Here is a 19,305-nt window from a genome sequence, read left to right on the forward strand (position 1 = left end):
CACTCCAGAATTGCATGCCCCCAGCGCCATGTCAGCCAGCGACGACCGCGAGCCCGATCGAGCCCCGGACGCCCAGTCGCTGCTGCCGCTGGTCTACGACGAGCTGCGCCGCATCGCCCGCCGCGAACGGCTACGCGTCTGCGGCGGCGACACGCTGATGACCACCGCGCTCGTGCACGAGGCCTACCTGCGGCTGCGCGACCGCGACGGCATCGGCTCGCGCGCGCACTTCCTGTCGGTCTCGGCGCTCGCGATGCGCGGCATCCTGGTCGACCGCGTACGCACCCAGCTCGCGCAGAAGCGCGGCGCCGGAGCCGATCACGTCTCGATCGACGAGATCGACGACCTGGTGGTCGAGGACGAGCAGCAAGTGCTGGCGGTCGACGAAGCCCTGAACGCGCTCGCCCAGCTCAATCCGCGACTCGTGCGCGTGGTCGAATGCCGTTTCTTCGCGGGCTACAGCGAGCCCGAGACGGCCGAGGCGCTCGGCCTGTCCGAGCGTTCGGTGCAGCGTGATTGGTCGCTCGCCCGGGCCTGGCTCAAGAACTATCTGGCGCCCTGAGCCGCTCGCCGCGGCGCGATCAGCCCGCCAGCACCACGCGGTTCTTGCCCGACTTCTTGGCCGTGTACATCGCCGTGTCGGCGGCGCGGATCAGCGCCTCGCGGCGATCCGGCACGCCACGGCAATGCTCGGGAAACAGGGCGACGCCCAGGCTCGCGCCGATCGACACGATCTGCTGCTCGCCGCCACCGACTTCGAGTTCATAGGGCTGCTTGAGCGCATCGCAGATGAGGTTGGCGAGTTCGAGTACTTGTCCGGCTGCGCTGACGTCTTCGACGATCACTGCGAACTCGTCGCCACCGAGCCGGGCGACGGTATCGCTGCGGCGGATCACCTGGCGCATGCGGCCGGCGATCTGCTGCAGCAGCTGGTCGCCGGCCGGATGGCCGTAGCGATCGTTGACCGGCTTGAAGCCGTCGATATCGATGTAGAGCAGGCCGACGAGCTGGCGGCTGCGATCGGCGCGCGTGAGCGCGTGGTCCATCCTGTCCATGAACAGCGCGCGGTTCGGCAGGTCGGTCAGCGCGTCGTGCGTCGCCCGGTACAGCACCATCTCCTCGGCGCGCTTGCGCTCGATGATCTCGGCTTCGAGCAGCTGGTTGCGCGCATCGAGCTCGGTCACCAGTTTCCGCAGCTGCCGCTTGCCCCGATACAGGTCGAGAAACACGCGCACCTTGCTCTGCAGGATGACGTCGTTGATCGGCTTGGCGATGTAATCGACCGCGCCGAAGCTGTAGCCGCGCAGGCGGTTCATGTCGTCGGCGAACGCGGCGGTGACGAAGATCACCGGCGTCTCCGCGGTGCTGGCCTCCTCGGCGAGCAGGCTGGCGACTTCGAAGCCGTCGATGTCAGGCATCTGCACGTCGAGCAGGATCAGCGCGAATTCGTGATCGAGGCAGGCGGCGAGCGCCTCGTTGCCCGATTGGGCTTCGACGATCTCGGCGCCCGATTTGGCCAGCAGCCGGCGCATCGCGACGAGGTTGGCCGGCGTGTCGTCGACGACGAGGATCTTCGGCAGCGGGGTCTCCTGCGCAGCGTCCTCGCTGGGGCTGGTGGAGGAAGTCGGAAGGTCGGGCATGTCGGGGTTCAGGTTGAGCTGGCCAATTCGACCAGCCGCGGCGCGATGGCCGCCAGTGGGACAAGTTCATCAGCGCCGGCGAGGCGCAGCGCGGCCTCGGGCATCGAGGGCATTTCGGCGTCGTCGAGCGCCTGCACGATCGCGTAGCCGCCGCGCAGCCGCAGCTGGCGCAGGCCGCGCGCGCCGTCGTCGTTGGCGCCGGTCAGCACGATGCCGATCAGCCGGTCGGTCCAGGCATCGGCGGCGGTTTCGAACAGCACGTCGGCCGAAGGCCGCACGAAGCAGACCTTGTCGTCGATCGACAGGCTGAAGCGGTGATCGCGCTCGATCAGCAGGTGATAGCCCGGCGGGGCCAGATAGACGCCGGGGCCGGGCGTGTCGCCCATTTCGGCGATCGTGACCGGCAGCCGCGAATGTGTCTGCAGCACTTCGCAAAGGCCGTAGCCGTCGCTCGTGGCCGTGTGCAGCACGATCATGACCGGCAGCGGGAAATCATCGGGCAGCGCCGACAGCAGGCAGCGCAGCGCCTGGATGCCACCGGTCGACACCGCGACGACCACCGCCGCGTAGCGATCGCTCCAGCGCGCATTCGCCGGCGCGTTCATGGCTTGCGCGCCATCACGCTGCGATACACCGGCTGGCCCGGCGCGACGGGCTTGAAGTCTTCGAAGAACTTGCCGCCGACCGGCCGCTCGCGATCGCCCAGTGCGAGGAAGCCGCCGCGCACGAGGCTGTCGCGGAACAGCCCGATCACGCGCTGCTGAAGTTCTTCGCCGAAATAGATCAGCACGTTGCGGCAGAGGATCAGGTGCATCTCGCCGAACACGCCGTCGACGACCAGATTGTGGTTGACGAAGGTGATGCGCTCGGCGAGCGATTCGTCGAGCTTGATGTGGTTGTACATGGCCGTGTACCAGTCCGACAGCGAGCCGGTGCCGCCGGACTTGATGTAGTTGTCCGAGTACAGCCGCGCCTCGCGCAGCGGATAGATGCCCTCGCGCGCCTTGGCGAGCGCGTCTTCGCTGATGTCGGTCGCGTAGATGCGCGAGCGGTTGTAGAGCCCGCATTCCTTGAGCAGGATCGCGAGCGAATAGGCTTCTTCGCCGTGCGCGCAGCCGGCCTGCCAGATGCTGATCTGCGGATAGCTCGCGAGCACCGGCATCACCTCGCGGCGCAGCAGCTCGAACGACTTCGGGCTGCGGAACATCTCGGAAACCGGCACCGACAGCTTGGCGATGACTTCGGGCAGGTAGCGCTCGTCATGCAGCAGGCGAGCGGTCAGCGCGCTGATCGTCGGCAGGCCGCTGGTCGCGTACAGCGCGCGCACGCGGCGATGGAACGAGGCCTGCGCGTAACCCGTGAAGTCGTAGCCGTAGCGCAGCTTGAGCGCCTGCGTGAACAGTTCGATCTCGATGTCCTGCAGGTCTCGAGCGTCCATTCAGTTCGCCCTCTTCAGATCCAGACCCGGATCTGGGACATCAGCTTCTCGACATCGATCGGCTTGGAACAGTAATCGCTGGCTCCGGCCTCGATGCATTTTTCGCGGTCGCCGGTCATCGCCTTGGCGGTCACCGCGATGATCGGCAGCCTGGCGAAGCGCGGTTGCTCGCGAATCCTGCGGATGGTCTCGTAACCGTCCATGCCGGGCATCATGATGTCCATCAGCACGAGATCGACGTCCGGATTCGCATCGAGCTGGGCGAGCGCCTTGTAGCCGTCCTGCGCCATCGTCACGTCGAGCTTGCGCGTGCGCAGCGCCTTGCTCAGCGCGAAGATGTTGCGCATGTCGTCGTCGACGATCAGCACCTTCTTGCCGGCGACGTCCTTCTGCACGTCGGCGACGCTCGCGGCGGTGGCCGCGTCGCGGCGGCCGAGCGCGTGCAGGAACAGCGAGACCTCGTCGAGCAGGCGCTCGGGCGAACGCGCGCCCTTGATCACGATGCTCTCGGTGTACTGGCGCAGGCGCAGGTTCTCCTCGTCGTCGAGATCGCGGCCCGAGTAGATCACCACGGGCGGCAACGGACCTTGCGCGGACAGCTTGTCGAGCAGGTCGAAGCCCGAAATGTCCGGCAGCCCGAGGTCGAGGATCATGCAGTCGTAGTGGCGCTCGCGCAGCGCGGCTTCGGCCTCCGCCCCGCTCGCGGCCTCGAAGATTTCGGCCGGCTCGTGCTCGAGCAGCTTGCGCACGGCCTTGCGCGCGCCGGCATCGTCGTCGACGAGCAGCACCTGGCGCGCGCCGCGCAGCAGCGCCGAACCGAAATCGATGAGCCGCTGCATCGCGTCGAGCACCGCCTCGCGCGTCACCGGCTTGGTCAGGAAACCCACCGCGCCCGAACTGCTCACGCGCTCGGCCTCGTCGGCCGCTGAGATGATGTGCACGGGCACGTTCGCGGTGGCGGGCTGCCGCTTGAGCTGTTCGAGTACGCTCCAGCCGCTCATGTCGGGCAGCCCGAGGTCGAGCAGCACGCCGAGCAGCGGACGCTCGGCGGCGATGCGCAGGGCCTCGGCACCGGTGGCCGCGACTTCGACCGGCAGCTGCTTGCGGCCGGCCAGCGCAGTCAGGATGCTCGAGAACGCGGCGTCATCCTCGACCACGAGCAGCACCGGCGGCTTGTCGCTCTGCCGCGCTGCCTGCGCGCCCGGCGTCGATGGAGCCGGAGCCTGCGCAGCCGGCGCCACGACCGCTGTGGCGCTCGCGGCGCCAGGCATCGTGGCCTTCGGCGCGGCGGGCGCGTGCAGCGGGACGTCGCCGCCGGCCATCTCGAGCACGTCGGGCAGCGCGAGCATGAAGGTCGAGCCCTTGCCGAGCTCGCTTTCGGCGAACACGTCGCCGCCGAGCAGGCCGGCCATGCCGCGCACGATCGACAGGCCCAGGCCGGTGCCGCCGTAGCGCCGGCTGGTGCTCGAATCGGCCTGCTCGAACGGACGGAACACCTGCTCGATCTTGTCCTGCGGAATGCCGATGCCGGTATCGATCACCGAGAACAGCACCGCGTGCCCGGGCTTGAGGCCCGACAGGTTCAGGCGCTCGACCGGCGCCGGCTCGATACGCAGCGTCACGCTGCCTTCGGACGTGAACTTGAACGCGTTCGACAGCAGGTTGGTGATGATCTGGCCCAGGCGCGTGCCGTCGGTGCGGATCGTCGGCGGCAGCGCCGGGTCGAGTTCGATCTTCAGCGCCAGGTTGCGCGTGCGTGCCACCGGCGCGAAGTTGCGCTCTTCCATCGCCGCGAAATCGGCCAGCACCACGTCCTCGGGAATCACCTGCATGCGCCCGGCCTCGACCTTCGACAGGTCGAGAATGTCGTTGATGAGCTGCAGCAGGTTGCGGCCCGAGTCGTGGACGATGCTCGCGCTCTCGATCTGCTCGGGCAGCAGGTTGCCGTCGTCGTTGTCGGCGAGGCTCTTGGAGAGGATCAGCATGCTGTTGAGCGGCGTGCGCAGCTCGTGCGACATGTTGGCGAGAAACTCGCTCTTGTAGCGGCTCGCGCGCTCGAGTTCATCGGCGCGCTTTTCGAGTTCGGTGCGCGCCGATTCGAGTTCGGCCTGGCGCTGGGTCAGCGATTCGGAGCGTTCGCGCAGGGCCTCGTTGGCGATGCGCAGTTCCTCGGCCTGGGCACGCAGTTCTTCCTCGGACGCCTGCAGGCGCTGGCCCTGCTCTTCGAGTTGGGTGCTGCGCGTGCGCAAGGCCTCGTTGGTGCTCTGCAGCTCTTCCTGCTGGATGCGCAGCGCTTCTTCCGAGGCCTGCAGCTCCTCGGCCTGCGCCTGGGTGACGTCGAGCAACTCCCGCGTCCTGAGGCTGCGGCCGAGCGTCTGCCAGGCCAGCGCGGCCGGGCTCAGCGCTTCCGTCAGCAACTGCTGCACGAGCGGCGCGAAGCCGCCGAGGCTCGCGAGCTCGATCACGCCGACCACTTCGCCGCGCGAAACCAGCGGCGCGAACAGCAGCGAATCGGGCAGGCCGGCGCCGAGGCCCGAGACGATTTCGAAATGCGCAGCCGGCACCGGCGACAGCAGGATGATCTTCTGCTCGCGCATGCACTGGCCGACCGGGCCCTCTCCCGACTCGAAGCTCGTGTGCTTCCAGGCCGAGGCGGCGACGCCGTAGCCCGCGCAGGCTTCGAGCCGATGCGTGTCCTCGTTCCAGCGATAGGCCACCGCATAGCCCGCGCCGCTCCATTCGCAGAACAGGCGCAGCAGGCGATCGCCGAAGCTCTCGTGCCGGTCGGCCAGCTGCAGGTCGCCGATCAGGCGCGCCAGATGCGTCTTGACCCAGTCTTCGTCGCGGCGCTGACGTACGAGCTGGTTGAGCTTGTTCAGGGACTGGGCGAACAGGCCCACTTCGTCGCCGCGCCACTGATACGGAATGCGGTCCTTGTAGTCGCCCGCGGCGATCGGATCGAGCAGCCCGGTCAGGCGCCCGAGCGGCTCGGCGACGCTGCGGCGCACCATCGTCAGCGCCCACCAGGTGGCGAGCAGGCCGACGAGAAACACCCCCCCCATCGTGACCTTGCCGAGCGAGTTGTTGCGCTTGAGCGTGCGCATGCGCTGCTCGAGCAGCACGCGCTCGTCCTGCTCGATTTCGGACAGCAGCTGCTGCAGGGCGGCGATGTGATTCGAGCCGATCGACAGCAGGTCGAGCACGTCCTTGCGCTCGCGCAATTGCTCGCCGGGCCTGAGGCGGCGCAGCAGCTCCAGCGCGGGATCGATGAACACCGACGTCCAGAGCGAAAGCTCCTGGTTCACGCGCGCGAGGCGCGCCTGCTGTCCCGGGTTGTCGTGCGTGAGCACGTTGATCGCCTGCAGCGCCTCGTCGAACTTGCGCTGCTCGTCGGCGAAATCCTGCAGCCGGGCCGTGTTGCTCGTCAGCAGGCCGTCGCGCAGCGCGTGGCGCATGCGCATGAGGCCCGAGTCGATCTGCCCGGTGACGAGCAGCACTTCGTGGGTGTGGACGGTCCAGTCGCGCGCCTCCTGCTCGCGGCGCTGCATCCAGACGAAAGCCAGGCAGGCGACCAGGAAGGCCAGCATGATCAGGCTCAGCCCGAGCCTGGCCTTGTTGATCAGCGATAGATTCAGCAGCCAGCGCGAGCCGGCCGATTCCTTGCGACCGGACGCCGCAGGCTCAGCCATGTGAGCCGCTTTGCGGGCGTGCCTGCGCTGCGGCCTCGAGCTTGGTGGCGATGAAATCCTTGTGCGGCACGTAAAGCAGGTCGGCGAACTTGCGCAGCAGATGCTCCTCGTGCGCATCGAGCTTGCCGTCGGCGTAGGCGACCTGCCAGAGCATGCTCATGATCTGCAGCTTGTCGGCGGGCTGCAGCGAGGCGTTGAGGCTGCCGACGAACTCGTGCAGCGAAACGGCCTTGCGCGCCTGCTCGCCGGCTTCGGCGAGCAGGGCTTCGAGTCCGCCGGCATCGAGTCCGAAGTAGCGCTGCAGCGAGCTTCGGACCTGCGCGATCTCGTCGGCGCTCTGGTCGAAATCCGCGCGCGCGCATTCGAGCAACAGCACGGCCACGGCGAGCCGCTGACGAGCCGCCGGATCGACCGGCGGGCTTTCGAAATGACGCAACAGCTTCTGCCACATGAAACCGGCCCCGTGAAACCGCTCTAGAACGAAAAGCCCGCGCGCAGGTTGAACACGTCGTCGGAGCCGATGCGCTCGTATTCGGGCGTCAGCTCGAACAGCAGCATCGAGATGCGCAGGCCCACGAACAAGCGGGCGTCGTCGACCTTTTCGTCGTCGAGCGTCGCGCTGACGCTGCCCTTGGTCTTGACCTTGCCCCAGACGTAGCCGACGCCCGCGTACGGCGTCAGGAAGGCGAAGCCCTTGGAGGCGGTGACGTCGAGGCCGTAGCTGTCGACGCCGACGTCATCGACGCCGCCGACGTTGCTGTACGAGCCGCGCACCGCGAGCGCCGGTGTGGCGACGCCGCCTTCGAGGATCGCGTAGCGCACTTCGGCGCCGAACACGTCGGCCTCGGCGCCTGGCACGTAGCCGTAGTAGGCACCCAGGTCGACACCGAACGGCAGGCCTTTGTGGGCGACGATGCCGGCCATGCCGATACCGGAGATGTCTTCGCCGGTCAGGGTTTCCCAGGCGTCCTTGTCGACCGACATGTAACTGCCGAAAGCGCCGATGCCGAAGCCGGTCAGGCCGGTGGCCTCGGCCGGGGCGAGCGCCTTGTAGCTATAGGCGTGGACGAGGTCTTCGGAGACCTTCTTGAAGGCACCCCGATCCGGGTTGACGATGTCGAAGTCGTCGGCGAAGGCCGATTGGGCGAACAACAGGCAGCAGGCTGCAGCGAGTTCCTTTTTCATTATGGTGTGCTCCGGCTGATGACCGCGTGGGCGACGCGTTGTGGGTTTGAGAATAGCTCAGGGCTGGTCGAGATGACGCTCGATGAAGGCGCCGGCCGCAGACTGCAGGTCGCCGAGCCGCCCGTTGAAGAAATGCCCGGCGCCATCGACGGTGACGAGCTCGGGCGGCGGATCGTAGGCATCGAGCGCGGCGGCGGTTTCGTCATAGGCGACGACGTCATCGTCGCGGCTGTGAATGACGAGCCAGGGACAATCCGGCCGCTGCGGCCGCTCGGCATAAGCGAAGCGTCCGCCGAACGGCGGGGCGACGCTGATCTGCAGGCTCGGCCGCGCCCGCTCGGCGGCACGCACGCTCACATAGCCGCCAAACGAAAAACCGGCCAGCAGCAACGGCGAAGCGGCCGGCATGCGCTGGCGCAGCCAGTCGACCATCAGCAGGGTGTCTTCGGTTTCGCCGACGCCCTCGTCGTGCGTGCCGGCGCTCTTGCCGACGCCGCGGAAGTTGAAACGCAGCGCGTAGAAGCCGGCCTTGAGCGCGATCGAGGCCAGCGTGTACGTGACCTTGTTGCTCATCGCCCCGCCGAACAGCGGATGCGGATGGCAGATGACGGCGTAGCCGCGGACCGCGGACCGGGGGGCGGCGAGGATCACCTCGACGTCGCCGGCGGCGCCGGGCAGCAGCAGGTCGTGGGAAGCGCCCGGGGCGGGCAGATCGTCGGTGGAGCGGGTCATCGCGCCAGTGTACGGAATCGCCTCGTCGGCAGCTGAATGCGGCAGCCCAGCTCGCGGCCCAGTTTGTGTAAGCTGCCGCCTCGCATGACTCCCTTCTTCCGTGACTTTTTCGGGCGCATCTGGCCGGCCGCTCGCACGCTGCCGGCAGTCGATCTGCGCTCGCTCGCCGTGTTCCGCTTCGGGCTCGGTCTGCTGGTGTTCTTCGACGCCTGCGGACGCTTCGGCGACATCGGCGCCTTCTACGGTCTCGACGGCCTGCTGCCGCCTTCGGCGCTGGCTGGTGAACTCGGCAGCTGGCGCTGGTCGCTGCACCTCGTCAACCACAGCACTGCCTTCCAGACCCTGCTGATCGGGGTCCAGGCGCTCGCCGGCCTGGCGATCGCGGCCGGCCTGCGCACACGGCTGGCGACGCTGGTCGCCTGGGTGCTCGCGGTATCGCTGTGCAACCGCAACCCGCTCGTGATCGGGCCCGGCGACGTCCTGCTGTGCGCCCTGCTGTTCTGGAGCCTGTTCCTGCCGCTGGCCGGACGCTGGAGCATCGACGCCACGCTCAGCGAGGCCCCGCCGCTGCCCGCGCGCCTGCAATCGGCGGCCGCCATCGCGCTGACGCTGCAGGTGCTGTCGCCGTTCTTCTTCGACGCCCTGCACCGCGGCGGTGGCGGTGACTGGGCCGGCTGGCAGCGCGTGTTCGCGCTGGCCAGCCTCGAACGCGGCCTCGCACCATGGCTGGCGACGCATCCGCAGCTGCTCGCCGCGCTGAGCGCCTGGAGCCAGTGGCTGCAATGGCTCGGCCCGCTGCTGTTGCTGCTGCCCCTGCCGGTGATCGCGCAGCGCTTCGACCTGCGCGGCATCGTGCGCCTACTCGTGCTGCCGCAGCTCGCCGTGCTGGTGCTGCTGATGCTCACGTCGACCGCGCTCGGGCTGCTGAGCTGGCTGCTGCTGGTCGGGCTGTCGGCCCTGATCGGCAGCGGCTTCTGGGAGGCGCTCGAACGCCGTCGCCAGCTGCGCTCGCCCACGCCTCTGCGCGTGTTCTACGACGACGGCTGCGCCCATTGCCGCACCGCCTGCCGGCTGCTGATCGGCCTGTTGCTCGTCGATGCCGACCTGCAGCCCGCGCGCGGCAACCGCCGGGCCGACACGCTGGCCCGCGCCAACGATTCCTGGGTCGTGTTCGACCGCGACGACAGCGCCCACCTGCGCGGCGAAGCCCTGCTGCTGCTGATCCGCCGCTCGCCGCTGCTCGGCTGGATCGGCCGCTGGCTCGCGCGCCCGGCCTTGAGCGCCCAGGCCGACCGGCTCTACATGCAGCTGGCCCCGCATCACCAGCGCTGGGGCCGGATCGGGCGCAACCGCTGGTCCTCGCCGGCCGGAGCCGTGCGCAGCGGCCGCTGGATCGCCGTCGCCACGGTGCTCGTGCTCGGCGGCAACCTGCTCGGACTCGCGGGCCCGAACAACGGCCTGCGGCAGCTGCTGAGCCCGCCGCTGCAGCTGCTGCGCCTCGACCAGCGCTGGGACTGGTTCGCCCCGGCGGCGCTGCGCGAGGACGCGCACTGGCTCGCCCCGGGCGTGCTCGGCAACGGCACCGAGACCGACGTGCTCGATCCCGATCCGGCCGACGACGACATTCGCTGGCGCTATTACGAGGACCGGCTCGCCGAACCGCGCCACCGCAGCCTGCTGCCGGTCTGGGCCGGCCGCCTCTGCGACGAGTGGAACGAGGGCCGCCCGGCCGGCGATGCCGAACGGCTCGCCGAGTTCAAGCTGATCCGCATCGTTCGCCCGATCGACGCCAGGGCCCAGCCCGAACAGCGCGTGCTGCTGCGCCAGCAGTGCCCCGCCCCGTAGAGAGCCCGTGACGCCCGAACTGATCGACATCGGCGCCAACCTGGCGCACGAGAGCTTTGCGGCCGATTTCGACGCCGTGCTCGAGCGCGCGGCCGCGGCCGGCGTGTCGACGCTCGTCGTCACCGGCAGCTCGGCCGAGAGCGCCGAGCAGGCCGCCGCGCTCGCGGCCCGCCATCCGGGCCGGCTCTACGCCACCGCCGGCCTGCATCCGCATCACGCGAGCGACTGGACGCCCGCGATGGGCCAGCGCTTCCGCGAGCTCGCGGCCCAGCCCGGCGTAGTCTCGCTCGGCGAATGCGGGCTCGATTACTTTCGCGACTTTTCGCCGCGCGAAGACCAGCGCCGCGCCTTCGCCGCGCAGCTCGAGATCGCGGTGGAACTCGGCCTGCCGGTGTTTCTGCACCAGCGCGACGCGCATGCGGATTTTTTTGCCCTGCTGCGCGAATACCGCAGCCGGCTCGGCGACGTGGTCGTGCACTGCTTCACCGACACCGCCGAAGCGCTGGCCGATTACCTGGCCATCGACTGCCACGTCGGCATCACCGGCTGGATCTGCGACGAGCGCCGCGGGCGGCATCTGATCGAGGCCGTGAAGCTGATCCCGGACGATCGGCTGCTGATCGAAACCGACGCGCCCTACCTGCTGCCGCGCACGGCGCCCAAGTCCGCGCAGAAATCCGTGTACCGGCGCAACGAGCCCTGCTACCTGCCCTACGTGCTCGACGCGCTCGCGAGCGCGCGCGGGCAGGAGCGCGTCGAGCTCGCAGCGATCACCACCCGTAACGCGCGGCGGTTTTTCTGCATCGAGGCGTCACCGTAAACCTTCGGTTCTTTTTCGCCGGAGCCGATGGGACAATGCGCCCATGAAGCTCAAGCCCGCCGATCTCGCCGCGCACCTGTCGCGCCAGCTGCTGCCGATCTACGTCGTCGCCGGCGACGAGCCACTGCTGATCCAGGAATCGCTCGACGCCATCCGCACCGCCGCCCGCAAGCGCGGCTTTTCCGAACGCGAGATCCTCGACGTCGAAAAGGGCTTCGAGTGGCATCAGCTGACCGAGGCCTGCAACAGCCTGTCGCTGTTCGCGAGCCAGCGCATCATCGAGGTGCGCATGAACTCGGGCTCGCCGGGTACCGAGGGCAGCGCGGTGCTGCAGCAGGTGGCCGAGCATCCGGCGCAGGATCTGCTGATCATCGTCACCTGCGGTGCGCTCGACACGCGCCAGCGCAATGCCGCCTGGTACACCGCGATCGAATCGGCCGGCGCGAGCGTCTATGCCTGGCCGATCGCCGACCAGTTCGAAGACTGGCTCGCCGGCCGCCTGCGCGCCGCGGGCCTGGCGCCCGATCCGGACGCCCTGCGCCTGCTCGCCGAGCGCACCGAGGGCAACGCGCTCGCCGCGGCCCAGGACGTCTCCAAGCTCGCGCTGCTGTTTCCGGGCTCGGCGATCGGTGCCGAACAGGTGCGCGAGGCGGTCGCGGACAGCGCCCGCTTCGACGCCTTCGACCTGACCGAACGCATGCTCTCGGGTGACGGCCCGGGCACCACGCGCAGCCTCGCGCGGCTGCGCGAGGAAGGCGTCGAGGTGCTCGAGCTGCTCGGCGCGGTGAACTGGTGCCTGCGCCAGTGGGCCGAGGCCCAGGCCATGCTGGCCAAAGAAGGCGACGTGCAGCGCGCGGTCGATGCCGCCCGCATCGCGCGTCCGCGCCAGGGGCCGTATCAGAAGGCGCTGCGGCGGACGCGGCTGCCGCAGGTCTACGGCTGGATGCGCAAGGCGGCGGTCATCGACCAGCTCGCCAAGTCCACCGGCGGCAAGGAACAGGCCTGGGAAGAGTTGCTAACATTGGTCCTGACGGCCACCGGGGCCGCACCCCAATTGAAGTTAGGGACTCTAGGCAGCCGAGCATGAACGTCACCGCGGTGAAATCCGCCAGCAGCAAGCAGATCGATGTCGCCGCCTACATGCGCGAGAAGGGCCAGCGCGCACGCGCCGCCGCCCGCCTCGTCGCGCGTGCCGACACCGGCGCCAAGAACGGCTGCCTGTTCTCGCTGGCGCAGATCCTGATCGACGAGAAGCGCGCGATTCTCGCCGCCAACGCCGAGGACATGCGCCTGGGCCGGGCCAACAAGCTCGACGCCGCGCTGCTTGATCGCCTCGAACTCAACGAGGCCCGCATCGAAGCGATGGCCGACGGTGTGCGCCAGGTCGCCGCGCTGCCCGACCCGGTCGGCGAGATGACCGACATGAAGCTGCGCCCGTCCGGCATCCAGGTCGGCCGCATGCGCGTTCCGCTCGGCGTCGTCGGCATCATCTACGAATCGCGTCCGAACGTGACCGCGGACGCCGCCAGCCTGTGCCTGAAGTCCGGCAACGCCGCGATCCTGCGCGGCGGCTCCGAAGCCATGCAGAGCAACCAGGCGATCGCGCGCTGCATCGCGCGCGCGCTGCGCGACGCCGGCCTGCCCGAGGACGCGGTGCAGATTCTCGACATCACCGACCGTCGCACGGTAGGCGAACTCGTGGCGATGCCGGAGTTCGTCGACGTGGTGATTCCGCGCGGCGGCAAGGGCCTGGTCGCGGCGGTCTCGAACGGCGCGCGCGTGCCGGTCATCAAGCATCTCGACGGCGTCTGTCACGTCTACATCGACGCCGAAGCCGATCTCGACAAGGCCACCGCGATCGCGGTCAACGCCAAGACCCAGCGCTACGGCACCTGCAACACGATGGAGACGCTGCTCGTCGACGTGTCGATCGCGCAGCAGGCGCTCGACCGCATCGCGCCGATCTATCGCGAAGCCGGCGTCGAGCTGCGCGGCTGCGAGCGCACGCGCCGCATCCTGTCTGACGCCAAGCCGGCCACCGAGGACGACTGGCGCGAGGAATACCTGGCGCCGATCCTCGCGATCCGCGTGGTCGACGGCTTCGACGACGCGCTCGATCACATCGCGCTCTACAGCTCGGCGCACACCGACGCGATCGTCACCGAGAACTACACCAAGGCGCGCCGCTTCCTGCGCGAAGTGGACAGCAGCTCGGTGATGGTCAATGCCTCGACGCGCTTTGCCGACGGCTACGAGTACGGCCTCGGCGCCGAGATCGGCATCAGCACCGACAAGTTCCATGCGCGTGGTCCGGTCGGGCTCGAAGGACTCACCTCGCAGAAGTGGGTCGTGCTCGGCGACGGGAATGTTCGTTGAGGATCGTCCTTTGATGAGCCGGGGCGCATGAGTCGGTTGCGCGGCGGCAGCGGGTGGCGGCGCTGAACGCTCCGCTCGGCATCTTCGGCGGCACCTTCACGCCCATCCACAACGGGCATCTGCGACTCGCGCTGGAATTGCGCGAACGCCTCGCGCTCGCCACGGTGCATCTGATCCCGAGCTCGAGCCCGCCGCATCGCGATGCCCCGCAGGTGTCGCCCCAACGCCGTTTCGACTGGGTGCGCCTGGCCATCGGCAGCGAGGGCGGACTGATCGCCGACGACCGCGAACTGCGCCGCCAGGGCCGCTCGTACACCTACGACACGCTCGCGAGCCTGCGGCTAGAGCATCCCGATCGTCCGCTCGTGCTGCTGCTCGGCGACGATGCGGCGAACCAGTTCCACACCTGGCATCGCTGGCGCGAGATCACCGATCTGGCGCACCTGGTGTTCGTCGAGCGGCCATTCGAGCCGCCGGCTCCAGCTCCCGAACTGGTCGCCCATCTGCGCGGCCGGCGCGTGCACGAGGCTTCCGATCTGCACGCGCGTCCCCACGGTCTGTGGATGTCCACGCACATTCCGCCGCTGGCGATTTCTTCAACCCGCATCCGCCGTCTCCTGAAGGCGGGGCGGTCCGTCCGCGGCCTCGTTCCCGAGGCCGTGATTTCGTCGTTCACACCCGAGGACATCAGCCTTCTCTCACATGATGAAGACCCAGCCTATGACTGACATCGCCCGCCACGCTCTCGAAGACCTCAAGGCCATCGACTTGCGCGTCCTCGACGTGCGCGGAATCACCACCATCACCGACACCATGATGATCTGCACGGGCACCTCGAGCCGGCATGTCGCCGCGCTCGCACGCAACGTGATCGACAAAGCCCGCGAATCCGGCCTCAAATCGATGGGTGTGGAAGGCCTCGAAGAAGGCGAATGGGCGCTCGTCGATCTCGGCGAGGTGGTGGTGCACGTCATGCAGGCGCAGACGCGGGCGTTCTACCAGCTCGAAAAGCTCTGGGACATGGCGCCGCCCATGCAGCGCCAGGCCAACGGCTGACGCGAGGTCTCGTCGGTGAAAGTGCGCCTCGTCAGCGTCGGCGGGCGCATGCCGGACTGGGTCGACACGGCCTGGGCGGATTACGTCAAACGCCTGCCGCGCGAGTTCCGGCTGGAGCTCGTCGAACTGCCGCTCGCACCGCGCGGCAAGAACACCGACATCGCGCGTGCCAAGCAGCATGAGGGCGAGCGCGTGCTCAAGGCGATTCCGGAAGGCTCGCGCATCGTCGCGCTCGACGAGCGCGGCGAGCACTGGAGCAGCCTCGACCTCGCCGAGCAGCTCAGGCGCTGGCAGGCCGATGCGCGCGAAGTCTGCCTGCTCGTCGGCGGTCCCGACGGCCATGCGCCCGAGGTGATCCAGAAAGCGCAGCAGAAATGGGCGCTATCGAAACTCACGCTGCCGCATGCGCTCGTGCGCGTGCTGCTCGCCGAGCAGCTGTACCGGGCGACGACGCTGCTCGCCGGCCACCCTTACCACCGCGCCTGAGCCGCGAGTCTAGTCGCCGGCCGGGTAGACCAGTCCGGCGAGTTCGGTTCGGCTCGAAACGCCGAGCTTGCGATATACGCGATAGAGATGATTGGCGACCGTCGACGGCGCGACGCCGATCTTGCGCGCCGCCTGCTTGAACGACAGCCCCTGCGCAACCGCATGCACGATCTCGCGCTCCCGCGCGGTGAGCCGATCGAGCGGACCGGCTTCCCAGATGTGCAGCAGGAACAGGTCGCCAAGCGGCTGGCACTTCACCGCGAGCCCGTCGACCATCACCGTGCTGCCGGACTTGGGCAGCGGAAACGGCAGCTGCTGCGGCTTGGCGCGCCGCGGGAAATGCTTGTCGAGCGCATCGAGCAGCCGCGGCTGCACCTCGTGAAACACGCCGGTGGCATCGACCACCGCCGCTCCGCTGCCGGGCGGCCGATCGCTGCCCTGCAGCTGGTTCACGAAGAAGGCATGCGAGTGCGCGTTGAACAGGTGAAAGTTGATGCGCCGCTGCGCGTCCTTTTCGGCCGCGCTGAATCGCGCCTGCGGATTCTTGCGATACAGCGTGACGAGCGAGTAAAGCCCGCTGCGCTCGTCCATGTGCGCGGTGCTCAGAATGCGCTCGATGCCAACCGGCTTGAACGCCTGTCGATAGAGTTCGCTGCGATGGAAGGCCTCGTCGTCGAGCACGCTCTCCATGTCGGTCGGCTGGTCGAGATCGGCGATGATGCGCTGGAACAGCGGATTGATGTGGTGCGTGGCCTCGAGCCTGGAAGGGAAATCTGCCGGCAGGCCGACCATCGTCACCGTGTGGAAGCGAAAGCTCTCGATGCTGCCGCTGGCCCAGATCGCGGCATCGTGCGGAATCACCTGCGCGAGTCGGGTCAGCGCCCAGCTGCGGTATTCGCTCGGAGAAACCGCGAGCACCGAGCGATAGAGCCGTGCAATGTAGCGATCGACCGTATCGACCCGTTCGTTGGGCTCGTTCTGCACGCTGGGCTGCTCCAAGCCGGCCTCCCCTTCTCGTTGCGCCAATCGATGGAAGTCTCGAAATGTAGCAGCACCGGCTGGATTGGGCGAAGGTTCAGCTTCGGCTAATCACGCGCCTCAAGACTGGGCGCACTTTCGAGCCCTGGAGTGGGACCATGCATAAAGTCGTGACGACCGCGTTCGCCGCGGTGCTGTCGATGTTGTCGATCACCGCGTCCGTCGGCGCCCTCGCCGAGGACGAACCGCCTGCCGGCGAAAAGGGCGCAGCAAAACCCGTCAGCCAGGAGACCTACTCCTCGGACGAAATCCTCGCCAAGGGCAAGGACTTCTTCGGCGCCACCACCGAAGGGCTCGCCAAGGCGATCGAGAAGGTGTTCGCCGAGCAGGGCCAGCCGAACGCCTACATCCTCGGCGAGGAAGGCGGCGGCGCCTTCATCGCCGGCCTGCGCTACGGCAAGGGCACGCTCTATTACAAGGGCAGCGAAGGCAATGCCGGCCTGCCGATCTTCTGGCAGGGGCCTTCGGTGGGCTGGGATTTCGGCGGCAACGCGTCGAAGTCGTTCACGCTGGTCTACAACCTGCGCAACACCGACCAGATGCTGCAGCGCTTTCCGGGTGTCGACGGCAGCATCTACGTGGTCGGCGGCCTCGGCGTGAACTACCAGCGCAGCGGCGACATCACGCTGGCCCCCATCCGCACCGGCGTCGGCCTGCGCGCGGGAGCCAACGTCGGCTACCTGCACTACACGCTCAAGCGCTCGCTGGTTCCGTTCTGATGGCGGGCGGCCGAGGTCCGCGTCAGCGGAACCTCGCGCTCGTCGCGGGGTCTCAACGAAGCACCGAATGCCCGGCTCGCCGGGCATTCGTTTGCTAGACTCGGATCGATGACCTCGGGTCACCCCCTCTCAGGAGAGCCTCATGAAGGACCTGCAACCTCAATATCGCGGCGCCACCGTCGCCAACGGCCGCTTCGGCACGACCGGCGCCGTCTCGCCTGCGCACAAGGTGCTGCGCAATACCTATCTGCTGCTGTCGATGACGCTGCTGTTCAGCGCGGCGATGGCGGGCGTTTCGATGGCCGTCGGCGCTCCGTACGGCCTGAGCCTGATCTGCTCGTTCGCGGCGATGGGCCTGCTGTGGTTCGTGGTTCCGCGCACCGCCAATTCCGAGTCCGGCATCTACGTGGTGTTCGCGGTGACCGGCCTACTCGGCTTCGGCCTCGGCCCGATTCTCAATGCCTACATCAATCACCTCGCCAATGGCACGCAGGTGGTGGTGATGGCGCTGGGCCTCACCGGCACCATCTTCCTTGGCCTGTCCGCCTATGCGGTCAAGAGCAAGAAGGACTTCTCGTTCATGCGCGGCTTTCTGGTCGGCGGCATCCTGCTGGCCTTCGCGCTGAGCATCGGCGTGCTGATCGCCTCGCTGTTCGGCGTGCAGCTGCAGCCGCTCGCACTCGCGGTGTCGGCGATGTTCGCGCTGCTCATGTGCGGCATGATCCTGTATCAGACCGGTGAGATCGTGAACGGCGGCGAGACCAACTACGTGCTCGCCACGGTCACGCTCTACGTGTCGATCTACAACCTGTTCACGAGCCTGCTGCACATCCTGGGCTTCGCCTCGAACGACGACTGATCGAACGCCTCATTCAAGAGCCCCGCTACGGCGGGGCTTTTTGTTGGCGGATTTCATGGATGGGTTTGGGAGACCGATGATGAACTGGAGCGTGCTGGGCCAGACCGCAGGCCTGCTGGTACTGTCGAACGTGTTCATGACGATGGCCTGGTACGGCCATCTCAAGGGGCTCAAGGACAAACCCTGGATCATCGCGGCGCTGATCTCCTGGGGCATCGCGCTGTTCGAATACCTGCTGCAGGTACCGGCCAATCGCATCGGCTCGTCGGCGCTGTCGCTGCCTCAGCTCAAGATCCTGCAGGAGGTCATCACGCTCGCGGTGTTCGTGCCGTTCGTGGTGCTCTACATGAAGCAGCCGATCAAGCTCGACTTCCTGTGGGCCGCGCTGTGCATGGTCGGCGCGGTGTACTTCATTTTCAGAAGCTAGCCCTTTTCAGGTCCTGGACGGCGGCATGCGCCGCTCGGCGTCGATCAGCGCGCGCTTGCGGTCGAGGCCCCAGCGGTAGCCGCCGAGACTGCCGTCGCCGCGAATCACGCGATGACACGGCACGATCACGCCGATGCGATTCGACGCGCAGGCGCTCGCCACCGCGCGCACCGCGCGCGGGCTGCCGATGCCTTCGGCGACTTCGGTGTACGAGCGCAGCTCGCCGGCCGGAATGCTCAGCAGATAGGTCCAGACGCGATGCTGGAACGCGGTTCCACGCAGGTCGAGCGGCAGCCCGACGGCCGGCGCACGGCCTTGCAGATGCGCCGACAGCGCCTGCATCCAGGCCGCGAATTGCGCGGCCGACGAAGCCGGCATCGAGGTGATCGAGGCCTGCGGAAACTCGCTCGCGAGCTGTTCGAGCAGGCTGGCCTGGCTGTCGCCGAACTGCACGAAGCAGAGCCCGCGATCGCTCGCGGCCATCAGCAGCGGCCCGAGTTCGGTCTGCTCGACCGCATACGACAGGCTCACGCCCTTGCCGCCCGCGCGGTACTGGCCCGGCGTCATGCCCAGGTGCGCGGCCGTGCGCTCGTAGAGACGGCTCGCCGAGCCGAAGCCGGCGTCGTAGATCGCGTCGGTCACCGCGGCCTCGTCGCGCAGCCCGCTCTTGAAGCGGCGCAGGCGCAGGGCCTCGATGTACTGCCTCGGGCTCACGCCGGTGACGGCCTTGAAGCGGCGCTGCAGGTGAAAGCGGCTCAGGCCGGCCTGGCTCGCGAGATGATCGAGGGTGAGCGATTCGTCGAGATGCGTCTCGATGTAGCGGCACAGCGCGCTGATGCGGTCGAGGTCGGCCGCGGCGGAAGTCGTCGATGTGGTCGGGGTCATGTCGTTCTCCTGATGCGCTGCATCTTCGCGTGCGCCGCCCGATCGAACCATCCGATTGTTGCGCCGTTGCCAAATTCAGCCTCGGCACCCGGCTCGGACTTAGAATCGGG

The 19,305-nt window shown here is 68.1% G+C and carries 20 protein-coding genes; 11 read left to right on the forward strand and 9 right to left on the reverse strand.

Annotation, left to right across the window (positions count from 1 at the left end; all coding sequences use genetic code 11):
* The first annotated feature begins 28 nt into the window (after positions 1-28).
* Positions 29-562: an ECF-type sigma factor gene (locus AC3WUM_RS06155; protein WP_492409319.1), complete on the forward strand. Its 534-nt coding sequence runs from the start codon at positions 29-31 to the stop codon at positions 560-562.
* 19 nt (positions 563-581) lie between these two features.
* On the opposite strand, the gene AC3WUM_RS06160 is transcribed toward AC3WUM_RS06155, so the two are convergent.
* From AC3WUM_RS06160 to AC3WUM_RS06190, 7 genes are read right to left on the reverse strand one after another with little or no spacing between them, the layout of a single operon-like run.
* Positions 582-1,640: a diguanylate cyclase domain-containing protein gene (locus tag AC3WUM_RS06160; protein ID WP_492409320.1), complete on the reverse strand. Its 1,059-nt coding sequence runs from the start codon at positions 1,638-1,640 to the stop codon at positions 582-584.
* 8 nt (positions 1,641-1,648) lie between these two features.
* Complete coding sequence (locus AC3WUM_RS06165) at positions 1,649-2,245, reverse strand: chemotaxis protein CheB (RefSeq protein ID WP_492409321.1); 597 nt, start codon at positions 2,243-2,245, stop codon at positions 1,649-1,651.
* Positions 2,242-3,078 carry a CheR family methyltransferase gene (locus AC3WUM_RS06170; RefSeq protein WP_492409322.1) on the reverse strand — a complete coding sequence of 279 codons (837 nt, stop codon included), beginning with the start codon at positions 3,076-3,078 and terminating at the stop codon, positions 2,242-2,244. The genes AC3WUM_RS06165 and AC3WUM_RS06170 overlap by 4 nt, the downstream gene beginning before the upstream one ends.
* Positions 3,079-3,092: 14 nt before the next feature.
* Positions 3,093-6,767: a response regulator gene (locus AC3WUM_RS06175; RefSeq protein WP_492409323.1), complete on the reverse strand. Its 3,675-nt coding sequence runs from the start codon at positions 6,765-6,767 to the stop codon at positions 3,093-3,095.
* Entirely contained in the window at positions 6,760-7,218 is a 459-nt protein-coding gene (locus AC3WUM_RS06180; RefSeq protein ID WP_492409324.1) for a tellurite resistance TerB family protein, read from the reverse strand. Before AC3WUM_RS06180 ends, AC3WUM_RS06175 begins: the two co-directional genes overlap by 8 nt.
* Positions 7,219-7,241: 23 nt before the next feature.
* The gene (locus AC3WUM_RS06185; RefSeq protein ID WP_492409325.1) at positions 7,242-7,952 is read right to left on the reverse strand and encodes a hypothetical protein; all 711 of its coding nucleotides are present in this window, start codon (positions 7,950-7,952) and stop codon (positions 7,242-7,244) included.
* 57 nt (positions 7,953-8,009) lie between these two features.
* Complete coding sequence (locus AC3WUM_RS06190) at positions 8,010-8,684, reverse strand: alpha/beta hydrolase (RefSeq protein WP_492409326.1); 675 nt, start codon at positions 8,682-8,684, stop codon at positions 8,010-8,012.
* An 84-nt stretch (positions 8,685-8,768) separates the two neighbouring features.
* Here AC3WUM_RS06190 and AC3WUM_RS06195 point away from each other — a divergent pair, with 84 nt between their 5' ends.
* The 7 genes from AC3WUM_RS06195 to rlmH are packed head-to-tail and all read left to right on the forward strand — an operon-like array spanning position 8,769 to position 15,267.
* Positions 8,769-10,529: a hypothetical protein gene (locus tag AC3WUM_RS06195; protein WP_492409327.1), complete on the forward strand. Its 1,761-nt coding sequence runs from the start codon at positions 8,769-8,771 to the stop codon at positions 10,527-10,529.
* Positions 10,530-10,536: 7 nt separating this feature from the next.
* Positions 10,537-11,349 carry a TatD family hydrolase gene (locus tag AC3WUM_RS06200; RefSeq protein WP_492409328.1) on the forward strand — a complete coding sequence of 271 codons (813 nt, stop codon included), beginning with the start codon at positions 10,537-10,539 and terminating at the stop codon, positions 11,347-11,349.
* A gap of 43 nt (positions 11,350-11,392) precedes the next feature.
* On the forward strand, positions 11,393-12,436 hold the full coding sequence (gene holA, locus AC3WUM_RS06205; protein WP_492409329.1) for a DNA polymerase III subunit delta: 1,044 nt from the start codon (positions 11,393-11,395) through the stop codon (positions 12,434-12,436).
* The gene (locus AC3WUM_RS06210) at positions 12,433-13,725 is read left to right on the forward strand and encodes a glutamate-5-semialdehyde dehydrogenase (protein ID WP_492409330.1); all 1,293 of its coding nucleotides are present in this window, start codon (positions 12,433-12,435) and stop codon (positions 13,723-13,725) included. The genes holA and AC3WUM_RS06210 overlap by 4 nt, the downstream gene beginning before the upstream one ends.
* 53 nt (positions 13,726-13,778) lie before the next feature.
* Positions 13,779-14,453, forward strand: coding sequence for a nicotinate-nucleotide adenylyltransferase (nadD, locus tag AC3WUM_RS06215; RefSeq protein WP_492409331.1), 675 nt, complete (start codon positions 13,779-13,781; stop codon positions 14,451-14,453).
* A complete protein-coding gene (gene rsfS, locus AC3WUM_RS06220) occupies positions 14,431-14,781 on the forward strand; it encodes a ribosome silencing factor (protein WP_492409332.1) in 351 nt (116 codons plus the stop codon). The genes nadD and rsfS overlap by 23 nt, the downstream gene beginning before the upstream one ends.
* Positions 14,782-14,796: 15 nt before the next feature.
* Positions 14,797-15,267, forward strand: coding sequence for a 23S rRNA (pseudouridine(1915)-N(3))-methyltransferase RlmH (gene rlmH / locus AC3WUM_RS06225; protein WP_492409333.1), 471 nt, complete (start codon positions 14,797-14,799; stop codon positions 15,265-15,267).
* Positions 15,268-15,276: 9 nt separating this feature from the next.
* Here rlmH and AC3WUM_RS06230 read toward each other — a convergent pair whose 3' ends face one another.
* The gene (locus AC3WUM_RS06230; RefSeq protein WP_492409334.1) at positions 15,277-16,266 is read right to left on the reverse strand and encodes a helix-turn-helix transcriptional regulator; all 990 of its coding nucleotides are present in this window, start codon (positions 16,264-16,266) and stop codon (positions 15,277-15,279) included.
* A 137-nt stretch (positions 16,267-16,403) separates the two neighbouring features.
* Here AC3WUM_RS06230 and AC3WUM_RS06235 point away from each other — a divergent pair, with 137 nt between their 5' ends.
* From AC3WUM_RS06235 to AC3WUM_RS06245, 3 genes are all read left to right on the forward strand, one after another.
* Positions 16,404-17,024 carry a DUF1134 domain-containing protein gene (locus tag AC3WUM_RS06235; RefSeq protein ID WP_492409335.1) on the forward strand — a complete coding sequence of 207 codons (621 nt, stop codon included), beginning with the start codon at positions 16,404-16,406 and terminating at the stop codon, positions 17,022-17,024.
* A 142-nt stretch (positions 17,025-17,166) separates the two neighbouring features.
* The gene (locus tag AC3WUM_RS06240; protein ID WP_492409336.1) at positions 17,167-17,883 is read left to right on the forward strand and encodes a Bax inhibitor-1/YccA family protein; all 717 of its coding nucleotides are present in this window, start codon (positions 17,167-17,169) and stop codon (positions 17,881-17,883) included.
* Between the two features lie 79 nt (positions 17,884-17,962).
* On the forward strand, positions 17,963-18,310 hold the full coding sequence (locus AC3WUM_RS06245) for a DMT family protein (protein WP_492409337.1): 348 nt from the start codon (positions 17,963-17,965) through the stop codon (positions 18,308-18,310).
* A gap of 6 nt (positions 18,311-18,316) precedes the next feature.
* On the opposite strand, the gene AC3WUM_RS06250 is transcribed toward AC3WUM_RS06245, so the two are convergent.
* The gene (locus AC3WUM_RS06250) at positions 18,317-19,195 is read right to left on the reverse strand and encodes a methylated-DNA--[protein]-cysteine S-methyltransferase (protein ID WP_492409338.1); all 879 of its coding nucleotides are present in this window, start codon (positions 19,193-19,195) and stop codon (positions 18,317-18,319) included.
* Positions 19,196-19,305: the final 110 nt, after the last annotated feature.

It is taken from the genome of Hydrocarboniphaga sp. FW305-C-57, assembly GCF_058783045.1.